The organism is Amycolatopsis sp. NBC_01286, assembly GCF_035982555.1.
Lineage (GTDB): Bacteria > Actinomycetota > Actinomycetes > Mycobacteriales > Pseudonocardiaceae > Amycolatopsis.
Genome location: NZ_CP108428.1, coordinates 2902966 through 2925386, shown reverse-complemented (window position 1 = coordinate 2925386; position 22421 = coordinate 2902966). Strand labels below are relative to the sequence as shown.

The 22421-nt window shown below is 71.1% G+C and carries 20 protein-coding genes; 3 read left to right on the top strand and 17 right to left on the bottom strand.

Annotated features, from left to right (window positions below):
• Positions 1 to 90 precede the first annotated feature (90 nt).
• The 5 genes from OG570_RS14280 to topA form a co-directional block, all read right to left on the bottom strand.
• Positions 91 to 720: a hypothetical protein gene (locus tag OG570_RS14280; RefSeq protein ID WP_326956838.1), complete on the bottom strand. Its 630-nt coding sequence runs from the start codon at positions 718 to 720 to the stop codon at positions 91 to 93.
• Between the two features lie 318 nt (positions 721 to 1038).
• Positions 1039 to 1830: a hypothetical protein gene (locus tag OG570_RS14275; protein WP_326944952.1), complete on the bottom strand. Its 792-nt coding sequence runs from the start codon at positions 1828 to 1830 to the stop codon at positions 1039 to 1041.
• Positions 1823 to 2035: a hypothetical protein gene (locus OG570_RS14270; protein WP_326956835.1), complete on the bottom strand. Its 213-nt coding sequence runs from the start codon at positions 2033 to 2035 to the stop codon at positions 1823 to 1825. The genes OG570_RS14275 and OG570_RS14270 overlap by 8 nt, the downstream gene beginning before the upstream one ends.
• A complete protein-coding gene (locus OG570_RS14265; RefSeq protein ID WP_326956833.1) occupies positions 2028 to 2819 on the bottom strand; it encodes an ESX secretion-associated protein EspG in 792 nt (263 codons plus the stop codon). Before OG570_RS14265 ends, OG570_RS14270 begins: the two co-directional genes overlap by 8 nt.
• Before the next feature lie 159 nt (positions 2820 to 2978).
• Positions 2979 to 5870, bottom strand: a complete 2892-nt coding sequence (gene topA, locus OG570_RS14260) for a type I DNA topoisomerase (RefSeq protein ID WP_326944955.1) — start codon at positions 5868 to 5870, stop codon at positions 2979 to 2981.
• A gap of 310 nt (positions 5871 to 6180) precedes the next feature.
• On the opposite strand from topA, the gene OG570_RS14255 reads away from it, so the two are divergent.
• Positions 6181 to 6987: a S1 family peptidase gene (locus OG570_RS14255; RefSeq protein WP_326944956.1), complete on the top strand. Its 807-nt coding sequence runs from the start codon at positions 6181 to 6183 to the stop codon at positions 6985 to 6987.
• An 18-nt stretch (positions 6988 to 7005) separates the two neighbouring features.
• Here the strand turns inward: OG570_RS14255 and OG570_RS14250 are convergent, their stop codons facing one another.
• From OG570_RS14250 to OG570_RS14240, 3 genes are all read right to left on the bottom strand, one after another.
• Positions 7006 to 7659, bottom strand: a complete 654-nt coding sequence (locus OG570_RS14250) for a hypothetical protein (protein ID WP_326956831.1) — start codon at positions 7657 to 7659, stop codon at positions 7006 to 7008.
• A 51-nt stretch (positions 7660 to 7710) separates the two neighbouring features.
• On the bottom strand, positions 7711 to 8301 hold the full coding sequence (locus tag OG570_RS14245; protein WP_326956829.1) for a hypothetical protein: 591 nt from the start codon (positions 8299 to 8301) through the stop codon (positions 7711 to 7713).
• Positions 8302 to 8455: 154 nt separating this feature from the next.
• Positions 8456 to 10750, bottom strand: coding sequence for a sodium-translocating pyrophosphatase (locus tag OG570_RS14240; protein WP_326944959.1), 2295 nt, complete (start codon positions 10748 to 10750; stop codon positions 8456 to 8458).
• A gap of 349 nt (positions 10751 to 11099) precedes the next feature.
• Between OG570_RS14240 and OG570_RS14235 the strand changes: the two genes are divergently transcribed.
• The gene (locus OG570_RS14235) at positions 11100 to 13841 is read left to right on the top strand and encodes a DEAD/DEAH box helicase (RefSeq protein ID WP_326960024.1); all 2742 of its coding nucleotides are present in this window, start codon (positions 11100 to 11102) and stop codon (positions 13839 to 13841) included.
• An 85-nt stretch (positions 13842 to 13926) separates the two neighbouring features.
• On the opposite strand, the gene OG570_RS14230 is transcribed toward OG570_RS14235, so the two are convergent.
• The 9 genes from OG570_RS14230 to ssd all read right to left on the bottom strand — a co-directional run bounded on the left by OG570_RS14230 (position 13927) and on the right by ssd (position 20408).
• Positions 13927 to 14544 carry a bifunctional DNA primase/polymerase gene (locus OG570_RS14230; protein ID WP_247058836.1) on the bottom strand — a complete coding sequence of 206 codons (618 nt, stop codon included), beginning with the start codon at positions 14542 to 14544 and terminating at the stop codon, positions 13927 to 13929.
• 917 nt (positions 14545 to 15461) lie between these two features.
• Positions 15462 to 15839 (bottom strand): Rv3654c family TadE-like protein, encoded by a 378-nt coding sequence (locus tag OG570_RS14225; RefSeq protein WP_326956825.1) that lies wholly within the window; start codon positions 15837 to 15839, stop codon positions 15462 to 15464.
• 88 nt (positions 15840 to 15927) lie between these two features.
• Entirely contained in the window at positions 15928 to 16287 is a 360-nt protein-coding gene (locus OG570_RS14220) for a TadE family type IV pilus minor pilin (RefSeq protein WP_326956823.1), read from the bottom strand.
• Positions 16284 to 16460 carry a DUF4244 domain-containing protein gene (locus OG570_RS14215; RefSeq protein WP_326944962.1) on the bottom strand — a complete coding sequence of 59 codons (177 nt, stop codon included), beginning with the start codon at positions 16458 to 16460 and terminating at the stop codon, positions 16284 to 16286. Before OG570_RS14215 ends, OG570_RS14220 begins: the two co-directional genes overlap by 4 nt.
• A 23-nt stretch (positions 16461 to 16483) precedes the next feature.
• A complete protein-coding gene (locus OG570_RS14210) occupies positions 16484 to 17185 on the bottom strand; it encodes a type II secretion system F family protein (RefSeq protein ID WP_442788270.1) in 702 nt (233 codons plus the stop codon).
• 20 nt (positions 17186 to 17205) lie between these two features.
• Complete coding sequence (locus OG570_RS14205; protein WP_326956821.1) at positions 17206 to 17973, bottom strand: type II secretion system F family protein; 768 nt, start codon at positions 17971 to 17973, stop codon at positions 17206 to 17208.
• Positions 17974 to 18019: 46 nt separating this feature from the next.
• A complete protein-coding gene (locus OG570_RS14200; RefSeq protein WP_326956819.1) occupies positions 18020 to 19171 on the bottom strand; it encodes a TadA family conjugal transfer-associated ATPase in 1152 nt (383 codons plus the stop codon).
• Positions 19168 to 19305, bottom strand: a complete 138-nt coding sequence (locus OG570_RS14195) for a hypothetical protein (protein WP_326944966.1) — start codon at positions 19303 to 19305, stop codon at positions 19168 to 19170. Before OG570_RS14195 ends, OG570_RS14200 begins: the two co-directional genes overlap by 4 nt.
• A 29-nt stretch (positions 19306 to 19334) precedes the next feature.
• A complete protein-coding gene (ssd, locus tag OG570_RS14190; RefSeq protein ID WP_326956817.1) occupies positions 19335 to 20408 on the bottom strand; it encodes a septum site-determining protein Ssd in 1074 nt (357 codons plus the stop codon).
• 556 nt (positions 20409 to 20964) lie between these two features.
• Here ssd and OG570_RS14185 point away from each other — a divergent pair.
• Positions 20965 to 21795: an HAD family hydrolase gene (locus OG570_RS14185; RefSeq protein ID WP_247058844.1), complete on the top strand. Its 831-nt coding sequence runs from the start codon at positions 20965 to 20967 to the stop codon at positions 21793 to 21795.
• Positions 21796 to 22421 lie beyond the last annotated feature (626 nt).

Sequence of the window (22421 nt, the reverse complement as noted above, 5' to 3'; positions counted from 1 at the left end):
AGCCCGACCGTGTAGCCAGGGTAGCCCGATCGGCCTCTGGCACGCGGACGACCCCGAGGTCCCAGTGGGGTGGGGATCAGCTGGTGAACGTCAGTCGAACAACCCCGTCACGCTGCTGACCAGGCTCGAGACCATCTCGATGGCGACGACCCCGAACACGATCAGCAGCACCACCGCGAGTATCACGCCCGAAGCGCTCGACGACGGCCTGCCGATCGCCGGCATCGACACCGCGGGCAGCTTCGGCAGCTTGCGCCGCTTGACGGGCACGACCTCGAGGTCGTCGTCGAAGTCGTCCTCGGCGGGCGGTGGCAGCTGCCGGACGGGCCGGAGCATCTGCGGTGCCCGCTTCGGCCAGGTCCGTTGCCGGTTGCGTTGCCGTGGCAACACCCCGAGCGGCGGCGTCACGTCCTCGCCGAGCGTGCCCGTGGTGCCGGCGGGTGGGATCGCTTCCGGGGCACGGGCCCCGGGCACGCCGTCTTCGCGGAGCGTTTCCTCCACCATCCGGCGTACGACCTCCTCGTCGTGCTGCACGGGCCCGGCGACCGAGAAGGCGGCGGGCTCGTGGCCGTTCGGCATCGCGGTGCGGGGCTCGGGGTCCGTGGTGACCAGTCCGGAGACCGGGTCCGCGAACGTCTCGCCTGGTGTTTCGGACAGTGTGCCGTCGCGCTGAGTGAGCTCGGGGGCACTGAAGAAGGGAGCCTCACCGTTCGCGCTCATGGTGACCACCTCACTACTGAATGTCCTCGCCTTTCCAGGGTAGCGACCAAGGCGGATAACGCATCCGCCCAATGGCTCTGTCTCCACGGGAGGGTTCGTCACGCAGCGCAAGCCCACGCCCGAACCCCCAGCAGTGTCCAATCCGCCGAGGCTCCGGTCGACCGCCAATGGTGACAGATCGTAGTGAAGCCCATCACAGTCACCGACAGCGACCGCCCGTAACCGGTCATACCCAGGGTGTCAGGATGACCAGTTTCGCGCGTGGCGATCGAGCCCGGATGGAGCAGCCCTGGCGTCGGCGGCGTCGTCGTCAACAGGTCAGGAGACCTCCTCCTGCCCGAGGTCGATCATCTTCCGGCACCAGTCGCGGAGCATCTCGCGGCTGAACGGGCTCAGCACCAGCTGGCGACGGCCGTCACCGCGGTCCAGGGCCGCCAGCGCGAAGCGGCCGAGGTCCGTGTCGACCAGGACGAAGCCGTGGTCGGGGAACTCCGCGCACAGCCCGCCGAACGCGAGCATGTCCAGGACCGCCGTGCCCGAGCGAGGCCGGGCCAGGACGTCGCGCATCGCGCCGACGTCGTCGTCCTGGCCGTCGTGGACCAGGCCGTCGTCGTCCACCGTGACCCAAATCGCGCGGCGCGGGCTGCCGAACGGCGCCTCCGGCAGCTCCGCCACCAGCATCTCGGGGAGCTCCTCGAAGTCGGCCAGGTGGATCGCCGTGCGGCCGGGCAGCGAGCCCATCATGAAGGCCCGCTCGCCGTCGGCGTAGCACCGGATGTCCGCGGTCTCCGGTCCCTCGTCGAACACGCCGCACAGCGCCGCCCGGACGGAACCGCGCAGCATCAGCGACACGACCTCGAAGCCGACGTCGTTGAGCTCGCCGTCTTCGCCGAACGGCGTGCCGTCGATCCAGGCGGCCCACGCCACGTGCCGCTCGACCTCCTCGGCCAGGTCCGCCGGGTCGTCGGAGACCGGGCCGTGCACGAGGATGTCGTGGTCGCTGACGTCCGGGTTGTACAGCCGGTCCACGGGCTCGCGGTCCGGCATCGCCGCCAGCACCGGCCCGGCCGCCAGCTCCAGCAGCTCGCGCGCCGCCGTCCGCTCAGGCATGGCGTCGCACCTCGCCCTCCACGTCGCTCCGCTCGACCGGCGGCTTGACCGCGGGCCCGCCAGAGCCCTCGCCCGGACCGGAGCCGACCGGCGGCTCACCGGCGGCGGCCGCGCCCCGCCACTCCGGCACACCGCTGTTCTCCTCGACCGCGGCGAGGATCGCGTCGCGCACCGTGAGGTCTCTCCGGGCAGCCGGCTCAGGCATGGCTCTGCACCGCCTCGACGATCCACTGCTCGGCCGTGCTCCGCGAGGCCGGACCCCACGTGACCGTCCAGCGCCCGGTCCGGCCCACGGCCGCGCTGAACTGGTAGCGGCCGAGGTCGTTGTCGACCAGGCCGAACGCGCCGTGCGGGTACTCGGCCAGTATCGAGTCGCGCACCGCGAGGTCGACCAGCACCGTGCCCAGCCGCGGCCGCGCCGCGCACTCCCGGATCAGCTCGACGGCCTCCTCGCACCGCCGCGGGATCAGGCCGCCCTCGTCGGTCTCGATGCGCACCTGCCGGCCCGGGCCCGGCGGCCGGTCCGGCAGGCCGTCGAACACCCAGCCCGGCAGCTCGCTGAGGAACCCGGACCGCAGCCGCGCGCGGTTGCCCAGCTTGTGCAGCACCGTGGTGTAGTCCTCGTCGCCGAAGAACCGGACCTCCCACGGCTCGCGCCGGGCCGGGAAGACGCCGGTGACGACGCCGCGGATGAAGCCGCCGCGCAACGCCCGGTACAGCCCGACGGCCTCCGCCGTGACCTCGCCACCCGGCGCCAGGCCGATCGCGGCCATCCCGGCGACGAACCGGGTGTACTGCTCGACTTCGTCGGCCAGGGTCCGCGGCCGGTTCGCCCGGCGCGAGAACCGGGGCTCGGTGTCCGCGAGCACCGGCGGGATCTCGAACTCGGGGTCGTAGAACTCCATCACGGAGGGCCGCTCCGGGACCTCGGCCGAGAGCGGGGCGATGACCTCGTCGATGACGTCGAAGACCGCGACTGAGTTGTTCACCCCTGAATTGAACACCCTGGCACCGACAATTTCTCGCACATACGTTCGAACAGGCGAGATGAGTCGCCGAACGGTCGGTGCATGGTCCGAAACGCCGCGAAGGCCCCCTTGCCGGCCATAAGAGCCGGTAAGGAGGCCTTCACGGACTTCCTGGGAGCGCTACTTCGCCTTGGTGGCCGTGGTGCGCTTCGGGGCGGTCTTCGTCGCGGTGGACTTCGTGGCCGCAGCCTTGGCGGTCTTGCTCGTGCCCGCCTTGACCGTCTTCGCCGTCGTCGAAGCGGGTTTGCGCGCCGGCGCCTTCCGCTTCGGCGCCGGGCCCTTGGCCCGCTTCTCCGCCAGCAGCTCGGACGCGCGTTCGGTGGTGAGCTCCTCGATCTCGTCACCCTTGCGCAGCGTCGCGTTGTACTCGCCGTCGGTCACGTACGGGCCGAACCGGCCGTCCTTGACCACCATCGGCTTCTTCGACACCGGGTCCTCGCCGAGCTCCTTGAGCGGCGGCTTCGCCGTGGCCGACCGGCCGCGCTGCTTCGGCTCCGCGTAGATCTTCAGCGCCTCTTCGACGGTGATCGAGAACAGCTGGTCCTCGGTCGCGAGCGAACGCGAGTCCGTGCCCTTCTTCAGGTACGGCCCGTAGCGCCCGTTCTGCGCCGTGATCTCGTCACCGGACTCCGGGTCCTTGCCGACCACGCGCGGCAGCGAAAGCAGCTTCAGCGCGTCTTCGAGCGTCACCGACTCGATGTCCATCGACTTGAACAGCGAACCGGTGCGCGGCTTCGGCTGCTTCGCCTTCGCGGCCTTCTTCTGCGCGGCCGTCGCGGTCTCGGGCAGCGGCTCGGCCTCCGGCAGCACCTCGGTCACGTACGGCCCGAAGCGGCCTTCCTTCGCGACGATGTCGTGCCCGCTCACCGGGTCGGCGCCCAGCGTGCGACCCTCCTGCGGGGTCGCGAACAGCTTCTCCGCCAGCTCCAGGGACAGCTCGTCCGGCGGCAGGTCTTCGGGCAGGTTCGCGCGCTGCGAGTTCCCGTCGACCTCGCGCTCCAGGTACGGCCCGTAGCGGCCGACGCGGACGACGACCTTGTGGCCTTCGGAGTCGTTGAACAGCGGGATCGAGTTGATCTCCCGCGCGTCGATGTCCTCGACACTGCCCTCGACCAGCTTCTTCAGCCCGCCGAGGCGGCCGATCGAGCCGTCGACGCCCATGTCGCCGCCGAAGTAGAACTTCGACAGCCACTGCCCGCGCTGCTCGTCGCCGTTGGCGATGCGGTCGAGCTCGTCCTCCATGCCGGCGGTGAAGTCGTAGTCGACCAGCCGCTCGAAGTGCCGTTCCATCAGGCCGATCACGGCGAACGCGACCCATGACGGAACGAGCGCGGAGCCCTTCTTCCAGACGTAACCGCGGTCCTGGATGGTCTTGATGATCGACGCGTACGTCGACGGGCGGCCGATGCCCAGCTCTTCCAGCTTGCTGACCAGGCTCGGCTCGGAGTACCGGGCCGGCGGCGACGTCGTGTGCCCGTCCGGGCTCAGCTCGGTCGCGGTGAGGTCCTGGTCCTTCTCGAGCACCGGCAGGCGGCTCTGCTTGTCGTCGGCGTCGCCACCGGTCTCGGTGTCGACCGCTTCGACGTACGCCTTCAGGAAGCCCGCGAACGTGATCGTGCGGCCCGAAGCCGCGAAGGTGCACTCCTCGCCCGACGTCGCGTTGCCGACGATGCGCACCGACATCGTGGTGCCCTTGGCGTCGGTCATCTGCGAGGCGATCGTGCGCTGCCAGATCATCTCGTAGAGGCGGTACTCGTCGGTGTCCAGCTCGCTCGCGACCTGGCCCGGCGTGCGGAAGACCTCGCCCGACGGCCGGATCGCCTCGTGCGCTTCCTGCGCGTTCTTCACCTTGCGGGTGTACTGGCGCGGCGACGGCGAGACGTACTCCTTGCCGTACAGCTGCGTGGCCTGGCTGCGCGCCGCCGAGATCGCCGACTCCGACAGGGTCGTCGAGTCGGTACGCATGTAAGTGATGTAACCGTTCTCGTACAGCTTCTGCGCGATCCGCATGGTGCGCTCCGAGGTGAACCGCATCTTGCGGCCCGCCTCCTGCTGCAGCGTCGAGGTCATGAACGGCGCGTACGGCTTCCGCGTGTACGGCTTCTCTTCGACGCTCGAGACCTTGAAGTCACGCTGCTTCAGCGCGTCGGCCAGGCGCCGCGCGTCGGCCTCGGCCAGCACGCGGATCTCGTTGTTCGAGGCCTTGAGCTGCCCGTCCGAGCCGAAGTCGCGGCCGGTGGCCAGGCGCGCGCCGTCCACGGCGACCAGGCGAGCCGGGAAGTTCCGCGGTGACGCCTCTTCACCCGCGTCCATCGTCGCCGAGATGTCCCAGTAGGACGCCGAGGTGAAGCGCATCCGCTCACGTTCGCGCTCGACCACGATCCGGGTCGCCACCGACTGCACGCGGCCCGCCGAAAGCTTCGGCATGACCTTCTTCCACAGCACCGGCGAGACCTCGTAGCCGTAGAGGCGGTCGAGGATGCGGCGGGTCTCCTGGGCGTCGACGAGGTCGACGTCCAGCTCACGGGTCGAGTCGGCGGCCGCGAGGATCGCCTGCTCGGTGACCTCGTGGAAGACCATCCGGCGGACCGGGACCTTCGGCTTCAGCGTCTCGAGCAGGTGCCACGCGATGGCTTCGCCCTCGCGGTCGGGGTCCGTCGCGAGGTAGAGCTCGTCGACGTCCTTCAGCAGCCCCTTGAGCTCGGTGACCTTGGACTTCTTGTCCGGGGTGACCACGTAGAGGGCCTTGAAGTCGTTGTCGACGTCGACACCGAGCCGGGCCCACGACTCGCCCTTGTACTGGGCGGGGACGTCGGCGGCGCCGCGCGGCAGGTCGCGGATGTGCCCGACGGAGGACTCGACGACGTAACCGCCGCCGAGGTAGGGGGCGATCTTGCGGGCCTTGGTCGGTGACTCGACGATCACGAGCCGCCGGTGCCCGGCGCCGTTGTCCGCCCCGGCTCCGTTCTTCTTGGTCCCTGCTCCTGCCACGCTGTCCTGCTCTCCGCTCATCTCGTCCCGCCGCCGCGGGACTGCACCACGTCCGGACCCCTGACGGAGGGCCCGAGCCCGCGTCTCGGCCTGTCAGTGTGCACGCTCTCCCAGCCCGGACGGCGTGGAGGTGGCCCAACACGCCGCTGGGCCCGTGTCCACCGCATCGCCGCTGACCTCGGCGATGTTTCCTCTCTACACCGGGCACGTGATTTCGGCCACGTGCCGCGCAGCCTAGCGCGTGACCGTCCGGATACCCTCCGTTCGACGGTGGTGGGCGCGTGGAGGTGACCGCTTCACTGGATTCCCCGTCCAGCCGAAAGGAACCGCCATGACCCGACGCCTGCTCGGCGCCCTGCTCACCGCCGTGACCGCCACCGTATTACTGGGAGTCACTCCGGCGAACGCGGCGGCGGCGAACTTCGCCGGCACCGTGGCGCTGTCCAACTGCTCGGGCTCCGTGGTCAAGCCGGCCGCCACGCCGGACACCGCGCCCGCCCTCGTCATGTCCAACGGCCACTGCCTCGAAAGCGGCTTCCCCGGCCCCGGCCAGGTGATCACGAACCAGACCTCGACCCGGACGTTCACGCTGCTCACGGCCAGCGGGAGCAACAAGGCCACGCTCCGCGCGAAGAAGATCATCTACGGCACGATGACCGACACCGACGTGTCGCTCTACCAGCTCACCACCACCTACGCGCAGATCAAGTCCAACTACGGGATCTCCCCGCTCGAGCTGTCGAACGCGCACCCGACCGCCGGCTCCGCGATCGACGTCGTCTCCGGCTACTGGAAGCGCGTCTACTCCTGCAACATCGACGGGTTCGTCTACCGGCTCAAGGAGGGCAGCTGGACCTGGAAGGACTCGATCCGCTACACCTCCGCGTGCCAGACCATCGGCGGGACCTCGGGCTCTCCGATCATCTCCGGCGGCAAGGTCGTCGGCGTCAACAACACCGGCAACGAAGACGGCCAGCGCTGCACGGAGAACAACCCGTGCGAGGTCGACCAGGCCGGCAACGTCACCGTGCACCACCTGACGAACTACGGCGAAGAGACCTACGGCATCCCGGCCTGCCTCACCGCGGCCAACGAGATCGCCCTCACCCAGGCCGGCTGCACCCTGCCCCGGCCCTGACGCGGCGGCCGCACCCGGTCAGGCCGTGCTCGTCACGGCCTCCGGGTGCGGTTCCACCTCCGCCGGCACCGCCCCGGGCCACGCCGCTTCGGCGCCCGGCGGCGGCTCGCCGATCAGCTCCAGCAGCGCCTCCAACCGGCGTTTCCCGGTGACCTTCACGGCCGGGACCTCGGCTTTCGGGCCGGTCAGCTTGGCCAGGACGCCCAGCGGCGTCAGCGCGTCGACCAGCCGCTCGTGCATGCCGGGCGCCAGCGGGTCGACGGCCAGCAGGTAGCCCTGCGTGCCGGGCCGGCCGCCGGCCAGCGCCCACATCCGCAGCATCGCCCCGCTCAGCCGGAAGCCGTCCGGCACCGCCTTGCCCGAGTCGTCCTCCACCGGGCCGGCGCAGCCCGTGCGCAGCCATTTCACCGCCATCGGGAGCAGGTCCACCCGGAACGACGTCCGGACCTGCGGGTTGCCGCAGTCGGCCTTGGAAACCTGGGCGTCCGCGCCACGCTGCCGCAGCTCACGCGCGAGGATGTGCGCCCGCCACGGCTCCTCGACGACCACCGAAAGCCGCGCGGCGGTGCGCCCGAACCCGGTGATCTGACCGTGGCAGCACAAGAGCCCGGCCAGGTCGCCCAGGCCGGGCCCGCTGGCCTCCGCGGAGAAGAGCGAGATCGTCCGATCCACCGCGCCATACTAGAACACAAGTTCGATTCGTGGCGAGGGTCACGGGATCTTTCAGCGTGGCGGCCCGTCGAGCTGACGGCAGCCGGGGGCCCGCTGCTGCGCCGCCTCCAGGGCCGGGACGTCCTTGAGGCCCTTGAGGTAGTCGAGCGCGTCGATGCGGTCCAGCGTGGCCCTGGCCTCGCCGAGGGCCTCCTTGGTCGCCGCCGCGTCGCCGCGGACCGCGTCGATGCGCTGACGCGCGTTCTCGGCCTGCGTGCGGATCTCGGTGAACTGCCCGATGACGTCCTCGCGGCCGCCGTCGGCGGCGGGCACGGGCGGCGCGCCGAGCGCGGTCAGCCCGGCCAGGCTCCGGTCGAGCCCGCCGACCACCGACGAGAGCAGCTCGCTCGACGTCCGGGACGCCTGCTGCGGTGTGCTCGGATCGACCGTCGGGAGCGAAGCCAGGGTGCGGACCAGGCCGCCCACCGCGCCGCAGTAGGCGTCCGCCCATCTCGCCGCGGGATCGGCCTGCGGCACCACGGTCGTCACCGACAGACCCTGGTCCCGCGCCGGCGGCTGCGTGGCGGCTTGCTGCCCGCAGCCGGCGAGGCCGATCGTGATCGTCGTGGTCAGAGCGGCTAAGACGGTTGACCGCGGCCGCACCTGCACACCTCCTGCTCGACGACGTCCCGGAGAGCCCGACGGTACCGACTCGGTGCCGCTTCGCAACTCGCCGTCCCGGCGTGGGATGCCCCGGCACGCCACGGGCCCGGCACGCGACGCTGCGTGCCGGGCCCGTGAACGGGTACCGCGAGGATCAGGCCTTGATCTCCGTCGGGGTGTCCGTGAGGACCGTTCCCCGCCGCTTCGAGACCACGATCGCCGCCACGATCACGGCGACCGCGACCAGCGAGATGATGATGCGCACCGCGGTGTTCTGGTCCGGGCCGATCGAGAACTGCACGATGGCGGGCGCGATCAGCACGGAGACCAGGTTCATCACCTTGATCAGCGGGTTGATCGCCGGGCCGGCGGTGTCCTTGAACGGGTCACCCACGGTGTCACCGATGATGGTGGCCTCGTGCGCGGACGAGCCCTTGCCACCGTGGTTGCCGTCCTCCACGAGCTTCTTCGCGTTGTCCCACGCGCCACCGGAGTTGGCGAGGAAGATCGCCATCAGGGTGCCGCACGCGATCGCGCCGGCCAGGTAGCCGGCGAGCGCGCCGGTGCCCAGGCCGAAACCGACCGCGATCGGGGCGAAGACCGCCAGCAGACCCGGCGTCGTCAGCTCACGCAGCGAGTCGCGCGTGACGATGTCGACGACCCGGCCGTACTCGGGACGGGTGGTGCCCTCCATGATCCCGGGGATGTCGCGGAACTGGCGACGGACCTCGTAGACCACCGCGCCGGCGGCGCGGGAGACCGCGTTGACGGCGAGACCGGAGAACATGAACACCACAGCCGCGCCGACGATGACGCCGACGAGGGTGTTCGGGCTGACGATCGTGTTGACGAACGAGTTCGCCCCGGCGATGCCGTCGGCGACGCCGGTGCCCATGCCGGTCAGCGTCTTCGCGATCGCGTCCGAGTAGGAACCGAACAGCGCCGTCGCCGCGAGGACCGCCGTGGCGATCGCGATGCCCTTGGTGATCGCCTTGGTGGTGTTGCCGACCGCGTCCAGCTCGGTGAGGATCTGCGCGGCCTTCTCGTCGACGTCGCCCGACATCTCGGCGATGCCCTGCGCGTTGTCCGAAACCGGGCCGAAGGTGTCCATCGCGACGATGACGCCGACGGTGGTCAGCAGGCCGGTACCGGCGAGCGCCACGGCGAACAGCGCGACGCCGCCGCCCAGGAGGTACGCGCCGAACACGGCCGCGGCGATCACCAGTGCGGTGTACACAGCGGACTCGAAACCGACCGAGATGCCGGAGAGGATGACGGTCGCGCCACCGGTCTCCGACGTCTGCGCGACGTCCTTCACCGGCTTGTACTCGGTGCCGGTGTAGTAACCCGTCAGCTTCAGGATGACCGCGGCGAGCACGATGCCGATGATCACCGCGATGGTCGCGATGACCGCCGGGTTGCCCGAGTTTTCGAAGCCCGCACCGAAGTCCGAGAAGCTGCTCGGCAGGTACACGAACGCCGCGATCGCCGACAGCACCGCGGAAATGACCGCGGAGATGTAGAAGGAGCGGTTGATCGTGACGAGACCGGGCTCGCCGACGCGCGCCTTCGTGATGTAGACACCGATCACCGCGGTGATCACGCCGATGGCCGGCACGATCAGCGGGAAGATCAGGCCGTGCACGCCGAAGGCCGTGCTGCCCAGGATCAGGGCGGCGACGAGCATGACGGCGTAGGACTCGAAGAGGTCCGCCGCCATGCCGGCGCAGTCACCCACGTTGTCACCGACGTTGTCCGCGATGGTCGCGGCGTTGCGGGGGTCGTCCTCCGGGATGCCCTGCTCGACCTTGCCGACCAGGTCCGCGCCGACGTCGGCGGCCTTGGTGAAGATGCCGCCGCCGACACGCATGAACATGGCGATCAGCGCGGCGCCGAAACCGAAGCCTTCGAGGACCTTGGGCGCCTGGCCGGTGTACACCAGCACGACGACCGCGGCACCGAACAGGCCGAGGCCGACGGTGATCATGCCGACCACACCACCGGTGCGGAAGGCCACGCGCATAGCGGTCTCGCGGCCGCCTTCCTCACGCGACGCGGCGGCCACGCGCAGGTTCGCCTGCGTCGCCAGCCACATGCCGAGGTAACCGATCGCGAACGAGAAGCCGGCGCCGACCAGGAAGAAGAGCGAGCGGCCGATCTTCTCGTTCCAGTCGTCGGCGGGAAGTGCGAAGAGCAGGAGGAACACGATCGCGCCGAAAATGGCGAGAGTGTTCCGCTGCCGCTTGAGGTAAGCGGCCGCGCCTTCCTGCACCGCCTTGGCGATGTCCTGCATCTTGGCGGTGCCCTGGCCCGCGGCCAGCACCTCCTTGAGCAAGACGTAGCCGATGACGAGTGCGGCAAGCGCGACCACGGCGACTACACCGACGATCGTGTAGCCACCTCCGGAGAGCGTGATGTTGCCGCCCTCCGCGAGGAACTGCCGTGCCATTCGTCCTCCAGGAGACGTCGACATGCGCCAGCGTCGACGGCAGGCCGAGGTTCGACACGGCCGACGCTGGCTTGGACCCTGTACCGAGCGACACGCTAGCCGGGCAGCAACGCACGTCTCACATGACGCTCACCACAGAGAGTGTGGATTGCGGGAGTGTATTGGTACTGCAACCAGGCCCGACAAGCCGTCCCAGGGTCGGTACAATCCGTTACCTTGTGAGCCTCCTCACTTGATCGATCACTCTGCCGCCGATCCGTTGGCCCTGCTGGGATGCGCCGGAACTGTCGGACCCCTGTGCCAAGCTCGGCGAGTGGACGATTCACGTGGGCGGCGGCTGCTGGGGCGGGTGACCGCGGGCATCCCGGCGCGCGAAGACCCGATCACGCACGTCGCGGACCTGCCGGGCCGCGCGGCGCGCTTCTCGCCGTGGCCGTCGTGGGCGGATCCGGCGGTCGTGAACGCTCTGCGTGACTGCGGCGTCCCGTCGCCGTGGGCGCACCAGGCGGAGGCGGCGTCGCACGCGTACGAGGGTCGTCATGTCGTGATTTCGACCGGCACGGCGTCCGGCAAGTCGCTCGCTTACCAGCTGCCGGTGCTGTCCCGGCTGGCCGCGGGTGAGAAGACGACGGCGCTGTACCTGTCGCCGACCAAGGCGCTGGGCGCGGACCAGCTGCGGTCGGTGTCCTCTTTGGACGTGTCCGGCGTCCGGGCGGCGGCGTTCGACGGGGACACACCGATGGTCGAACGCGACTGGGTGCGCGCGCACGCGAACTGGGTCTTCACCAACCCGGACATGCTGCACCGCGGAATCCTCTCGGCGCACGGGCGGTGGGCGCCGTTCTTCCGGCGGCTCGGCTGCGTCGTCGTCGACGAGTGCCACAGCTATCGCGGAGTCTTCGGGTCGCACGTCGCCCTGTTGCTGCGCCGGCTTCGGCGGGTGGCGGAGCACTACGGCGCTTCGCCGGTGTTCGTACTGGCCTCCGCGACAACGGCTTCGCCGGCTTCTTTCGCTTCGCGGCTGACTGGAGTTCCGTGTGTCGCCGTCACCGATGACGCGTCGCCGCGCGGCGCGCGCACGGTGGCGTTGTGGGAGCCGCCGCTGCTGGAGGAGCTGACGGGTGAGAACGGCGCACCGGTCCGGCGGTCGGCCGGTGCGGAGGCGTCGCGGATCCTCGCCGACCTGGTCGTCGAGGGCGCGCGGTCGCTGGCCTTCATCCGCTCGCGCCGGGGCGCGGAGCTGGCCGCGCTGGGTGCGCGTCGCATACTGTCCGAAGTGGACCCCCGCTTAGCAGGAACCGTTGCGGCGTACAGATCTGGCTACCTACCGGAGGAGCGTCGGGCCCTCGAAGCGGCGTTGCTGTCGGGCCGGTTGCTGGGCGTCGCGACGACCAACGCGCTGGAGCTGGGCGTCGACATCGCGGGGCTGGACGCGGTGGTGCTGGCCGGCTACCCGGGCACGCTCGCGTCGTTCTGGCAGCAGGCCGGCCGCGCGGGTCGTTCGGGCGACTCGGCGCTGGTGGTGTTCGTCGCACGCGACGACCCGCTGGACACGTACCTGGTGCACCACCCGGCGGCGTTGCTCGAGAGGCCGGTGGAGTCGGCGGTGCTAGACCCGTCGAACCCGTACGTGCTGGCGCCGCAGCTCGCGTGCGCCGTCGCCGAGCTGCCGCTGACGGTCCCGGAACTGGAGATGTTCGGCGGCGCGGCCGCCCAGGCGGTGCTCACGGAACTGGCGGAGCAGAAACTGCTGCGCCGCCGATCGAGCGGCTGGTACTGGACATCCCGCGACCGCCCCCACGCCGACGTCGGCATCCGCGGAACGGGCGGCGAGCAGATAGCGGTGGTGGAGTCGGACTCCGGCCGAATGCTGGGCACGGTCGACCCGGGCTCGGCCTGCTTCGCCGTCCACCCCGGCGCGGTCTACCTGCACCAGGGTTCGTCGTACGTAGTGGACGAGCTGGACTTGGAGCAGGGCCTGGCACTGGTGCACGCGGAGAACCCGGACTGGACGACAACGCCGCGCGAGATCGTGGACATCTCGGTGCTGAGCACCCAGGAGAAGCAGGACTTCGGCGGAGTAAGCATCTGCCTGGGCGAGGTAGCGGTGACATCCCAGGTAGTGGGCTACCTGCGAAGACGCCCATCGGGCGAGGTGCTGGACTCGACACCGTTGGACCTGCCGGAGCAAAGCCTCCACACGCGGGCGGTCTGGTACACGATCTCGTCGCACCTGCTCGGCCCTAGCGAGCCTCCACGCGCGGCGGCCCTGGGTTCGGGCGACCGCGGCGCGGCCGAGCGGGACTCGGGCGGCGATGGCGTGGCCGACCAGAATTCGGGCTACCGCGTGGCGGACGATCAGGATCTGAGTGGTCGTGGCCCGATCGGGCGAGGTGCGGATGGCGAGAACTCCAGCGGACGGGATTCGGCCGAGCGGCACTCGGGCGACCGTGGCTCGATCACTCGGGATTCCGCTGGCCATAAGGCTGCCGTTCGAGATTCGGCCGACCGCGAGAACGTCGTCGTCGGCGGCGGGCCGGTGATGGTCGGCTCGGGTGAGGTCGTCCGCGGATTTGGGGCCGATGGCGAGGCGGGGACCGGGGGCCATCGGGTGGGGACCGAATCTGCGGGGACGGTGGGGACCGGGGAGGAAACCCTGGCGAACGGTCGGGGGCCCGTTCACGAGGGTGGCAGGACACCGGGGGGTGCCGGATTGGTTCCGGCACGGGTCCCCGGTGCCCTGCATGCCGCCGAGCACGCGGCGATCGGCCTGCTACCGCTTTTTGCTACGTGCGACCGATGGGACATCGGCGGGGTGAGTACCGCGTGGCACGAAGACACCGGGGAGGCAACGGTGTTCGTGCACGACGGCCATCCCGGGGGTGCGGGATTTGCCGAGCGCGGTTATGCCGCGATTGTCCCGTGGCTGGTCGCAACGCGGGAGGCGATCGTCTCCTGCGAGTGCCCGACGGGATGCCCGTCCTGCGTTCAGTCGCCGAAGTGCGGGAACGGCAACGAACCGCTGGACAAGGCGGGGGCGGTGGCAGTTCTCGGAACCGTGCTCGGGGCATTGCGTCAACACGGCGCCTAGAACGGCCACTCAGTGGTCCATGGAGTTGTGTCCTGCTCCGCCTCGGCCGGGCTGGGACCGGCCTGGGGCGGTGGTTCGGAGTGACTCAGGCCGCAGTGGTCTGAACCAGCAGGGCGGCGTCGGCGCCGGCCAGTGCACGGACGAGCACGTCGTGCACCTCGGTGGCGTCCGGCAGCTGCCAGCCGCAGACCTCGGGCTTGACGCGCCAGTGCACGACACCGTGCTGGAACGGCGAGGGAGGCAGCGGGATCCAGCTGTCCTTGCCGTGCCACTGGATCGTGGCGCGGGAGGCGAGCTCCGCCGGGATGCTGTCGGCGGCGGTGGTGAGGAAGAGCCAGCGGCCGTTCGGCAGCGCGATGATGGGCGCCGGGTGGCCGAGGGCGCGGAGCAGGCGGCAGGCGCGCTTGCCGAGTTCGTCGTCGACCTCGATGGCGTCGAGCACGGTGCCGGTCGCGACGAGCAGGCTGTGAGTGCGGTCGGAGAACCAGGTGGCGACCTCGTGAGCGTGGGTGCCGATCTGCTCGCGCCAGTTGTCACTGGCCGGAACGGGACGGCGCCAGGTGAGGTCGTCGCCCTCGGTGAGCGGCGCGGGGTTGACGCCCGGCAGCACCGGCCAGCCACGCCAGGCGAGACCGATCGCCTCCGCCCGCATTTCGATGCGGAAGGCGCCGCGCCAGCTGTCCGGCCAATTCGCGTCCAACATGTCTTTCCTGCCTGTGAGGTCTGGTTCGTCGCGACCCCCCGAGACCCTGCCGTGGTGTCGCACGTCTCACTTAACGGCAAGTTGCACATTGCCCGGAACCCCCACGCGACAACCGGTGGTTACGGGGCGATGAGCGCCCAGTAGTCCCTACGCCGGACCGAACGGACTGACGGGCCTCCGACGGTGAACGGCAGGCAAACAAAGACCGTTCGTCGCGGTGAACCCCAGGATTGACACCCGCCGGAGGCCTCACAGAGCCCACACAGGCCACCCATCAGCCCAGGTGAGAGAGGGTTTTGACCGCTCACCGTGCACTGATGACCGCTGCGCGTGACCAACCACCGCTCATCGCGCGGCCCACCCGCCGCGCCGGTCACCCCCGCATACCGACCGGTCGGCGTCCGCCGGTCGACCACACCGGCGAGTCAGCCCGATGGAAGGCGAGCGGCGATTCCAGGCGGCACATTGCCGGTGCGGCGGGTCCCCGCTGGTTGGCGCGTTGGTGAACGGCCAGTCACTTGGCGCCCTTCGGTCGCCGCAGCTGTTCACCGCATGTGACAGGGGTCGAGTCTCTTGCTCGGCGAGCGCGGGCGGTGGCCAGCGGTCTGCACGGACAGCAGTTGGGCTTGGCCAGGCTCGCCGCCGAGCATGTGCTCGGTTCACCGCTTGCGGGGTCGGCTCACGCGCACGCACGGCTTAACCGGCTTCGCTGGTGACCCTGCTCGATGCCGCTCACGGACGCTGGTCTGCGGCGCAGATGGTCACGACGGTTGGACAGTGGGCCGGTTCGGTGCAGCTAGGTCCTCGTGGGTTGGTTTGGCCGGGGGTGGTCGGCGGGGCGGGGCACTGTGGTCGGCCAGCGAGGCTGGTCGGCCTCGGCACTTGGTTGCCAACGTGGGTGGCCGGTGTGGGCCGGGTCAGGGTGGTTCGTTGACGGGGCCTGCTCGGGCGTGTGCTGATGGGGCGGGTAGTCCGGCGAACTTTGAGCTTGGGGCTTCTACCTCGATTAGGGCGTCCAGTCTTTGCCAGCGGCAGGTCAGCAGTGTGACTCCCATGCGTTCGGTCACCCAGCGGGCGCGGCCGCAGGCTTTGTCCGGGCCCTCTGATGCGTGTGATGCCGCTGCTAGGGCTCCCAGGTCGGCTGCCGATTCGACTTGGTGCCGGGCGATGGTCGCCGTGCTCAGCCAGAGGCCGAGCACTGCTATTCCCGTTAGCGCCGCGACTGCCACTGCTGTCCAGATTGTCGCCGCTCCGCTGTCCGCCTTCGTGGTGGAGGCGGCTTGGCGGCTACGCATCCGCGCGGTTGCCGCTGTGCGGCATCGCGTCTTGGTGTTAGGGCGGCCAGCGGTGCGCGGACTGTGCCGTGTTCCGGCCCTCTGGTTGTCAGCGTGAGGCATTGGGGGCCTCTGCGCCTGGCTCGGCCAGGGCGTACGCCGTCGCCTTCAAGGTGATCATCGGCAGGAGGGTGTCGGCTGGGTGGGCTGCCACTCTGACCGTGATTTCTTCGCCCATGTGCTGGACGTCGAGGGTTGCTCCCGGTGGTGCGATCTGGTGGACCGCCGCCTCGGCCTGGGTGGGTTGGCCTCTGGCTAGGAGGCGCGCTGCCTCGCGGGCCGCGTCTGTGCAGTGGAGCTGGGCTGTCACCATCGTCGTTGCCGCCAACAGCAACAGCCCCAGCACTGTGAGGCCGGCCAGCCCGAGGGCTGCTTCGACCGTGACCGAGCCGTCGTCGCGGCGGGTCATGACGGGACCGACAAGGCCTTCATGACCAGGCTCGTCAGCCACGAGACGACCGAGTCCCCCGTGAGCAGGGTGTAGAGGACGGCCGCGAAAGCCGCTACCGCGACCGTGACGATGGCGTACTCGACCGTTGTGGAGCCGTCGTCGTTGGTGGGACGTCGGTGGGGCGTGTTCATGGGGATTCCCTTCGATAAAGAGGTCAGAAGAGGGGGCCGAGACGGGCGGCCAGGCCCAGGACGACCGGCAGGACGCCCAGGCAGAAGAAGGCGGGCAGGAAGAGCAGACCCACCGGCAGGGCCAGCGCCACTCCGGCCCGTTCGGCGCGTTCCTCGGCCTCGGTGGCCAGCTCCTCGCGGAACCGCTCGGCGAGGTCAGCGGCGGCCGTGGCGAACGCCGCGCCCGAGCGGGAGGTGCGGATCGCCGCGACCGCCAGTTCGTCGAGGCCTGGGAGCGCCTGCACCGGCGCCCAGGCCTCGCCGGGCTCCGAGCCGAGGGCGAGCAGGGCCGCGGCTGATCGCAACGCCGTGGCTGCCTCGGTGGGTGCGGCGCCGGAGACCGCGTCGAGCGCCGTCGGGACCGGGAGGCCCGCTCGCAGGCAGGCCGCCAGGAGGTCGAGCGTGCCCGCGAGCCGCAGTCTAGTGGCGATGTCGGCCGTGGGTGCGCGTGGTCGCCGGGAACGGCCGATCGCCCACCAGCCGGCGGCGGTCACGAGCGCGCCCACGACGATCCCGGCCAGGCCGCCGACGAGTACCGCCAGCGAGACGCCGCCCAAGGTCGTCGCGATGTGCGGGACTGCGCCCGGCCACTTGCGAACGGGCTCGGGTCTTCGGGCGGCCCTCAGCCAAGCGAATCGCCGGGCCGCCGTGGCGTCGGTCGGCCAGGTGACGACCGCGCCGGCCAACAGTAGGAGTGCCGCCGCGTTCATCGGAGCCGCACTCGGCCGGTCAGGGCGCGGCACCAGGCCGTTCCTGCCCAGAGGAGGACGCTGCCCAGGACCAGGAGGAGCTGCCCGGGCGTGCTTTCGATCAACACCGACAGCGGTGACGCGCCCATCGCCTGCCCGAGGAGCACGCACAGCACCGGGAGACCGGTGAGCACCGCCGCGCTCGAGCGTGGGCCGGCCAGTTTCGCGCGCATCCGGCGGGCGTACGCCAGCGCGGCTTCGGCATCGCGGCGGGCCGCGTCCAGGACGTCGGCCATCGGCAGGCCGTAGCGCCTGCCCAACGTCCACGCCGTGGCCAGTTCCGGGATGGCCGGTGCCCGCAGCTCACCGTCCAGGCGGGCCGCGGCCGCCAGGGCACGCAAGTCCGCCGAGACCGCGGGGACGACTTCGGCGGCGGCCTCCGCCGCGGTCACCGGGTGGGCGCCGGCGCGCAGCTCGGCGACCATCGTCCGCAACGCGGTCGCCGTGTGCGCGGCCATCGCGAGGTCCCGGTTCGCGCGGCGGTGGGCCTGCCATTCCTGACGCCACGCCAGCGTCAGCACTCCGACGGCGACAGCGCCGCCGACTCCGGCGAGCAGACCCGCCAGCGCGGCGGGGAGCAGCCAGCGGACGACCGGCCACAGCTCGGGCAGCCGACTGCGGGACTTCGGCGCCGGATGTTCCACCACGACCTGCAGCCGGTCCGGCGCCGCGGGCCAGCACGCCAGGGCCGCGCCGACGCACAGCGGGAGCCACGCGGTGATCATCGGTCTCTCCTTCGACGGTGCGGGAAACGTTGTCCGGTAAGCGAAGTCAGCACGTGAGGGATCCCGTCGTCACGAAGAGGTGGCGGTCGACCGTCCAGCGGCCCGCGCGCCACACCGGCACCACCCGCGCGCGGCCGTGCTCGCCGCGGAGCACGCCGACTTCGGCGAGACGGCGTCGGCCGCCCGGCTCGCGTCGCATGTGGAGGACGACGCGGACCGCCGCGACGAGCTGGCTGTGCACGGCGTCACGGCCCAGCCCACCGAGTGCGGCCAGCGCCTCGATGCGTGCGGGCACCTCGGCCGGGGAGTTGGCGTGGAGCGTGCAGGCGCCGCCGTCGTGGCCGGTGTTCAGGGCGGTGAGCAGGGCGCCGACCTCGGCGCCGCGGACCTCGCCGACGACCAGCCGGTCGGGGCGCATGCGCAAGGCCTGGCGCACCAGTTCGGGCAGGCCGACCGCGCCCGCACCCTCCACATTGGCCGGCCGGGCGACGAGGCCGACGAACTGCGGGTGCGCGGGCTGCAGCTCGCCGGCGTCCTCGACGCAGACGATCCGCTCGCGCGGGTCGACCGCGCCGAGCAACGCGGCCAGCAGGGTGGTCTTGCCCGCGCCGGTGCCGCCGGTGACGAGGAACGCCATTCGCCGCGTCACGACGTGCTGCAGCAGTTTCGCGCCGCTCGCGTCGAACGCGCCGAGCTCTTCCAGGGCGGCGAGGTCGTGCGTGGCCGGGCGGAGGACGCGCAGGGACAGGCAGGTGCCGTTGGCCGCGACCGGCGGGAGGACGGCGTGCACGCGGATGCGCCCGTGCGGGCCGGATCCGGGGAGCCAGCCGTCCACATAGGGCTGTGCGTCGTCGAGGCGACGGCCGGCCGCCAGCGCGAGGCGCTGGGCCAGGCGGCGGACGGATTCCTCGCCTTCGAAGCGGATTCCGGTGCGGGTGAGGCCGTGCGGGCCGTCCGTCCAGACCTCGTCCGGGCCGGTGACGAGGACGTCGGTGGTCGCCGGGTCGTCGAGGAGCGGGGCCAGCGGGCCGGCGCCGACGAACTCGTCGCGGGCCTGGCGGACGGCGTCGAGCACGGCGTCGTGGCCGAGGGCGCCGCCCGCCTCGGCACGGACCGCGGTCGCGACGGCGACCGGGTCGGCCTGGCGGCGGTCGCCGGCGAGGCGGTTGCGGACGCGGTCCACGAAGTCGGTCGTCACGGGTTCACCGCCTTGGGCTGGGAGGGTGGCCGGGACGGGGAGCTGCGGGGCGGGAACAGCTCCAGGAACTGCTTCACGCTCGCCGTGTTGCGGCCGGCCAGGGTCAGGATCGTCGGGAGCAGGAGGTCACCCACTCGGGTCGGGGATGTCGGCAGACCTGAAGTCATCGGGTCGCCGCCCGGGCTTCGCGGCGGGCTACGGACAGGACGTCCGCCGCCGCTGTGGACAGGGGCCCGGTCTGCTTGGCCGGGAATTCGCCGCGCTCCACGGCCGCGGGCAGGCCTCGCTCCAGGGGCATCGAAGCCAGCAGAGGCGGCCCGAGGAGGCCGGCCGTCTGGGCGGGTGAGACTCCGGAGCGGGACCGTCCACACGCGACCACCCCCAGGCGGGCCGTCAGCTCCGACAGCCCGCGCAGCACCTGCTTCGCCGCCATGCACGCGCGGAACTCGACCGGGACCACGAGCACCACCAGGTCGGCCACCGTGACCGCTTCCAAGGCCGCGTCACCCAAGGTGCGCGGGAGGTCGCAGACCACCGTGCGGCCCGCGCGGCGGCCCGCGGCGAGGACCGCCGACAGCGACTCCACCCCCGGGCCTTCACCGTCCCGGCCGCACGCCAGCACCGGCAGGCTGCCGCCTCGGTGACGGCGCTGGGGCAGCGCGGCGGCCAGCGCTGGTACCGACACCCGGCCGCTCAGCCGGACCTCGGACCAGCGCGGGCCGGGCGTCTTCTCCAAGCCGAGCAACAGATCCAGACCGCCGCCCAGCGGATCGCAGTCCACGAGCAGCGCGCCGCCGGGGTCGCGGTCGGCCGCCAGCGCGAGGGTCGCGGCGAAGACGGACGCGCCCGCGCCCCCGCGGCCGCCGACCACGCCGAGCACCAGCCCGGCCTGCTCGGCCGGCGTCTCGACGACGTCCGCGAACGCTCCCGCGAGCTCGGTCTCCTCCTCCGGCAACGAGATCACGCGCTCGACGCCGACGCGGAACGCGTGCTCCCACGTCCTCGGCTCCGGGGTGCCCTTGCAGACCAGGAGGATCCCGCCACGCCGGGGCAGCGAGGGTGGCCGCAACGCCGTTTCCTCGTCGAGGACCACCAGCGGCGCCCGGGCCCACTGCCCGCCGGCCGCGGTCAGGTCCGGGGCACGGTCGAGCTCACAGCCCGCCACCGCGGCCACGCGCAGAATCTCGTCGAGCACGGTTTCGTCCGTGGCGACCACGAGCGGTCGTTCCCCCGCCATGTGTTCCTCCCCCGTCGTCGGTGCGGGCCTCGGATGGCCCGGGTTCCACCGTCGCGGCGGGGGGCCTGGAGGCACAACGGGTCGGGGGCCGGGCTGTGGACAACCGGGGTGTTGTGGACAACTGCCGCTTGGGGAACGGCTCGCGCGCCGGTTCTGTCGGTGGGGCGTGGCAGGATCGCGGCGGCACCCGCGTCGCAATAGGCCCGACGGGAAAAGATTTCCGGAAAGGCGAATGGCGCGACAGAATCGTCCGGCGATTCGGAACCCGGGCTCGCGAAAGGCGAGCGTGAGGTTAAGAAGGCGGCCCCCGCCAGGGGGGAGGGACGGGGGCCGCCAAGGGTTCAGCCCCGGGGGGTCGGACTGAACCGGCCCGGTTGGACACCGGGCTCCCTCACTGTAACTCCGCCGGACGCCCGGGAGCCCAGCGGACGAGGCACACAGTTCGGTAACGGCATCACGCGTCGAAAGTCCCTTCCTGTCATGGATTTTCCGGCGACACGACGCGCTTGTGGTGGATCAACGGGACGCGTCGCGATCAAGCTCTTATCCTGGACACGTGGCCGAACCGATCAGCGCGCCGACGCGCATCCGGAAGCCGGGCCCGGAGCACGCGGTGGCCGCGTTCTTCGACCTGGACAAGACGATCATCGCTTCCTCGAGCGCACTGGCGTTCAGCAAACCATTGCTGAAGGAGGGACTGATCAACCGTCGCGCCGCGTTGCGCAGCGCCTACGCGCAGCTGGTGTTCTCGCTCGCCGGCGCGGACGAGAACAAGACCGAGCGGATGCGCGCGGAGGTCTCCGCGCTGTGCACCGGCTGGGACGTCGCGCAGGTTTCGGCGATCGTGCGGGAAACCCTGCACGACGTCGTCGACCCGCTCGTGTACGCGGAGGCGACGGAGCTGATCGCACAGCACCGCGAAGACGGCCACGACGTCATCGTGCTCTCGGCGACCGGTGAAGAGGTCGTCGCACCCGTCGCGGAGATGCTCGGAGCGACCCGGAGCGTGGCGACGCGGATGCAGATCGTCGACGGCCGCTACTCCGGCGAGGTCGACTTCTACTGCTACGGCGCCAACAAAGCCGTCGCCGCGAAGCAGCTCGCCGCGACCCACGGCTACGACCTCGCCGAGTGTTTCGCCTACACCGATTCGAGCACCGACATCCCGCTGCTCGAGGTCGTCGGGCACCCGCACGCGGTCAACCCGGACAAGCTGCTGCGGCGGGAGGCGCTCGACCGCGGCTGGCCGATCCTGGCGTTCGACCGGCCCATGTCGCTGCGCAGCCGGATCCCGACCCGGTCGGCCGGCATGGTGGCCCTCGGCGTCGGGGCGATGGCCGCCGGGGCGACCTGGTACGGCCTCAGCCGGCGCCGCCGGACCCGGTAGCGGCGGCCGGGCCACCCATACGGCCGTACAGCGTCCGCTTTGCTTGGCCCAGCCCCGAATTGTCCGTCGCTGAGGGTGCCCGTGTCACCCGATCCAGCCTCTGTACCGGTGCACCCATCCGCGCACTTGAAGTGACCGGGCTCACGGCGTAGAAAGAAGGTGCGGACGTTCGGTCGGCCAGGGAACAGGTAGAAGAGAAGCCTGTTCCACCCCGGCGAATCTCCGTGCGCGGACTCCGGGAACCCACGCGCAGCGCGCCGCGGGAGGCTCGTCGTCTAGGGACTGCGTAGTGGGACGCCACACGCCGAGTCCATGTAGGTACGACCAGAGTTGCACGCTTGGTCGCCCGAGATGTTCGCGCTTTGCAGGCGGCGCCCGTAGGCCTTTGGCCACGGGCGCCGCCTCGTCATATGGCTAGCCCGAGCGCGCGGTATCGGCCACTCGGAGGAGCCGTCGACGAGCGCCCCCGGCGCGCAGGAGCCGAGCCGCCTGCGGTGGAACGAAGCCGTGCGAGGCGAGGCTGGGCCGTTCGGGTCACCCCTCCCACCAGTCCGTTCGGGTGAGCCGCATCTTGCGAACGGCGAATTTCCTACCGATCCGGGTACGAACTCGACCGTTGCTGCGGT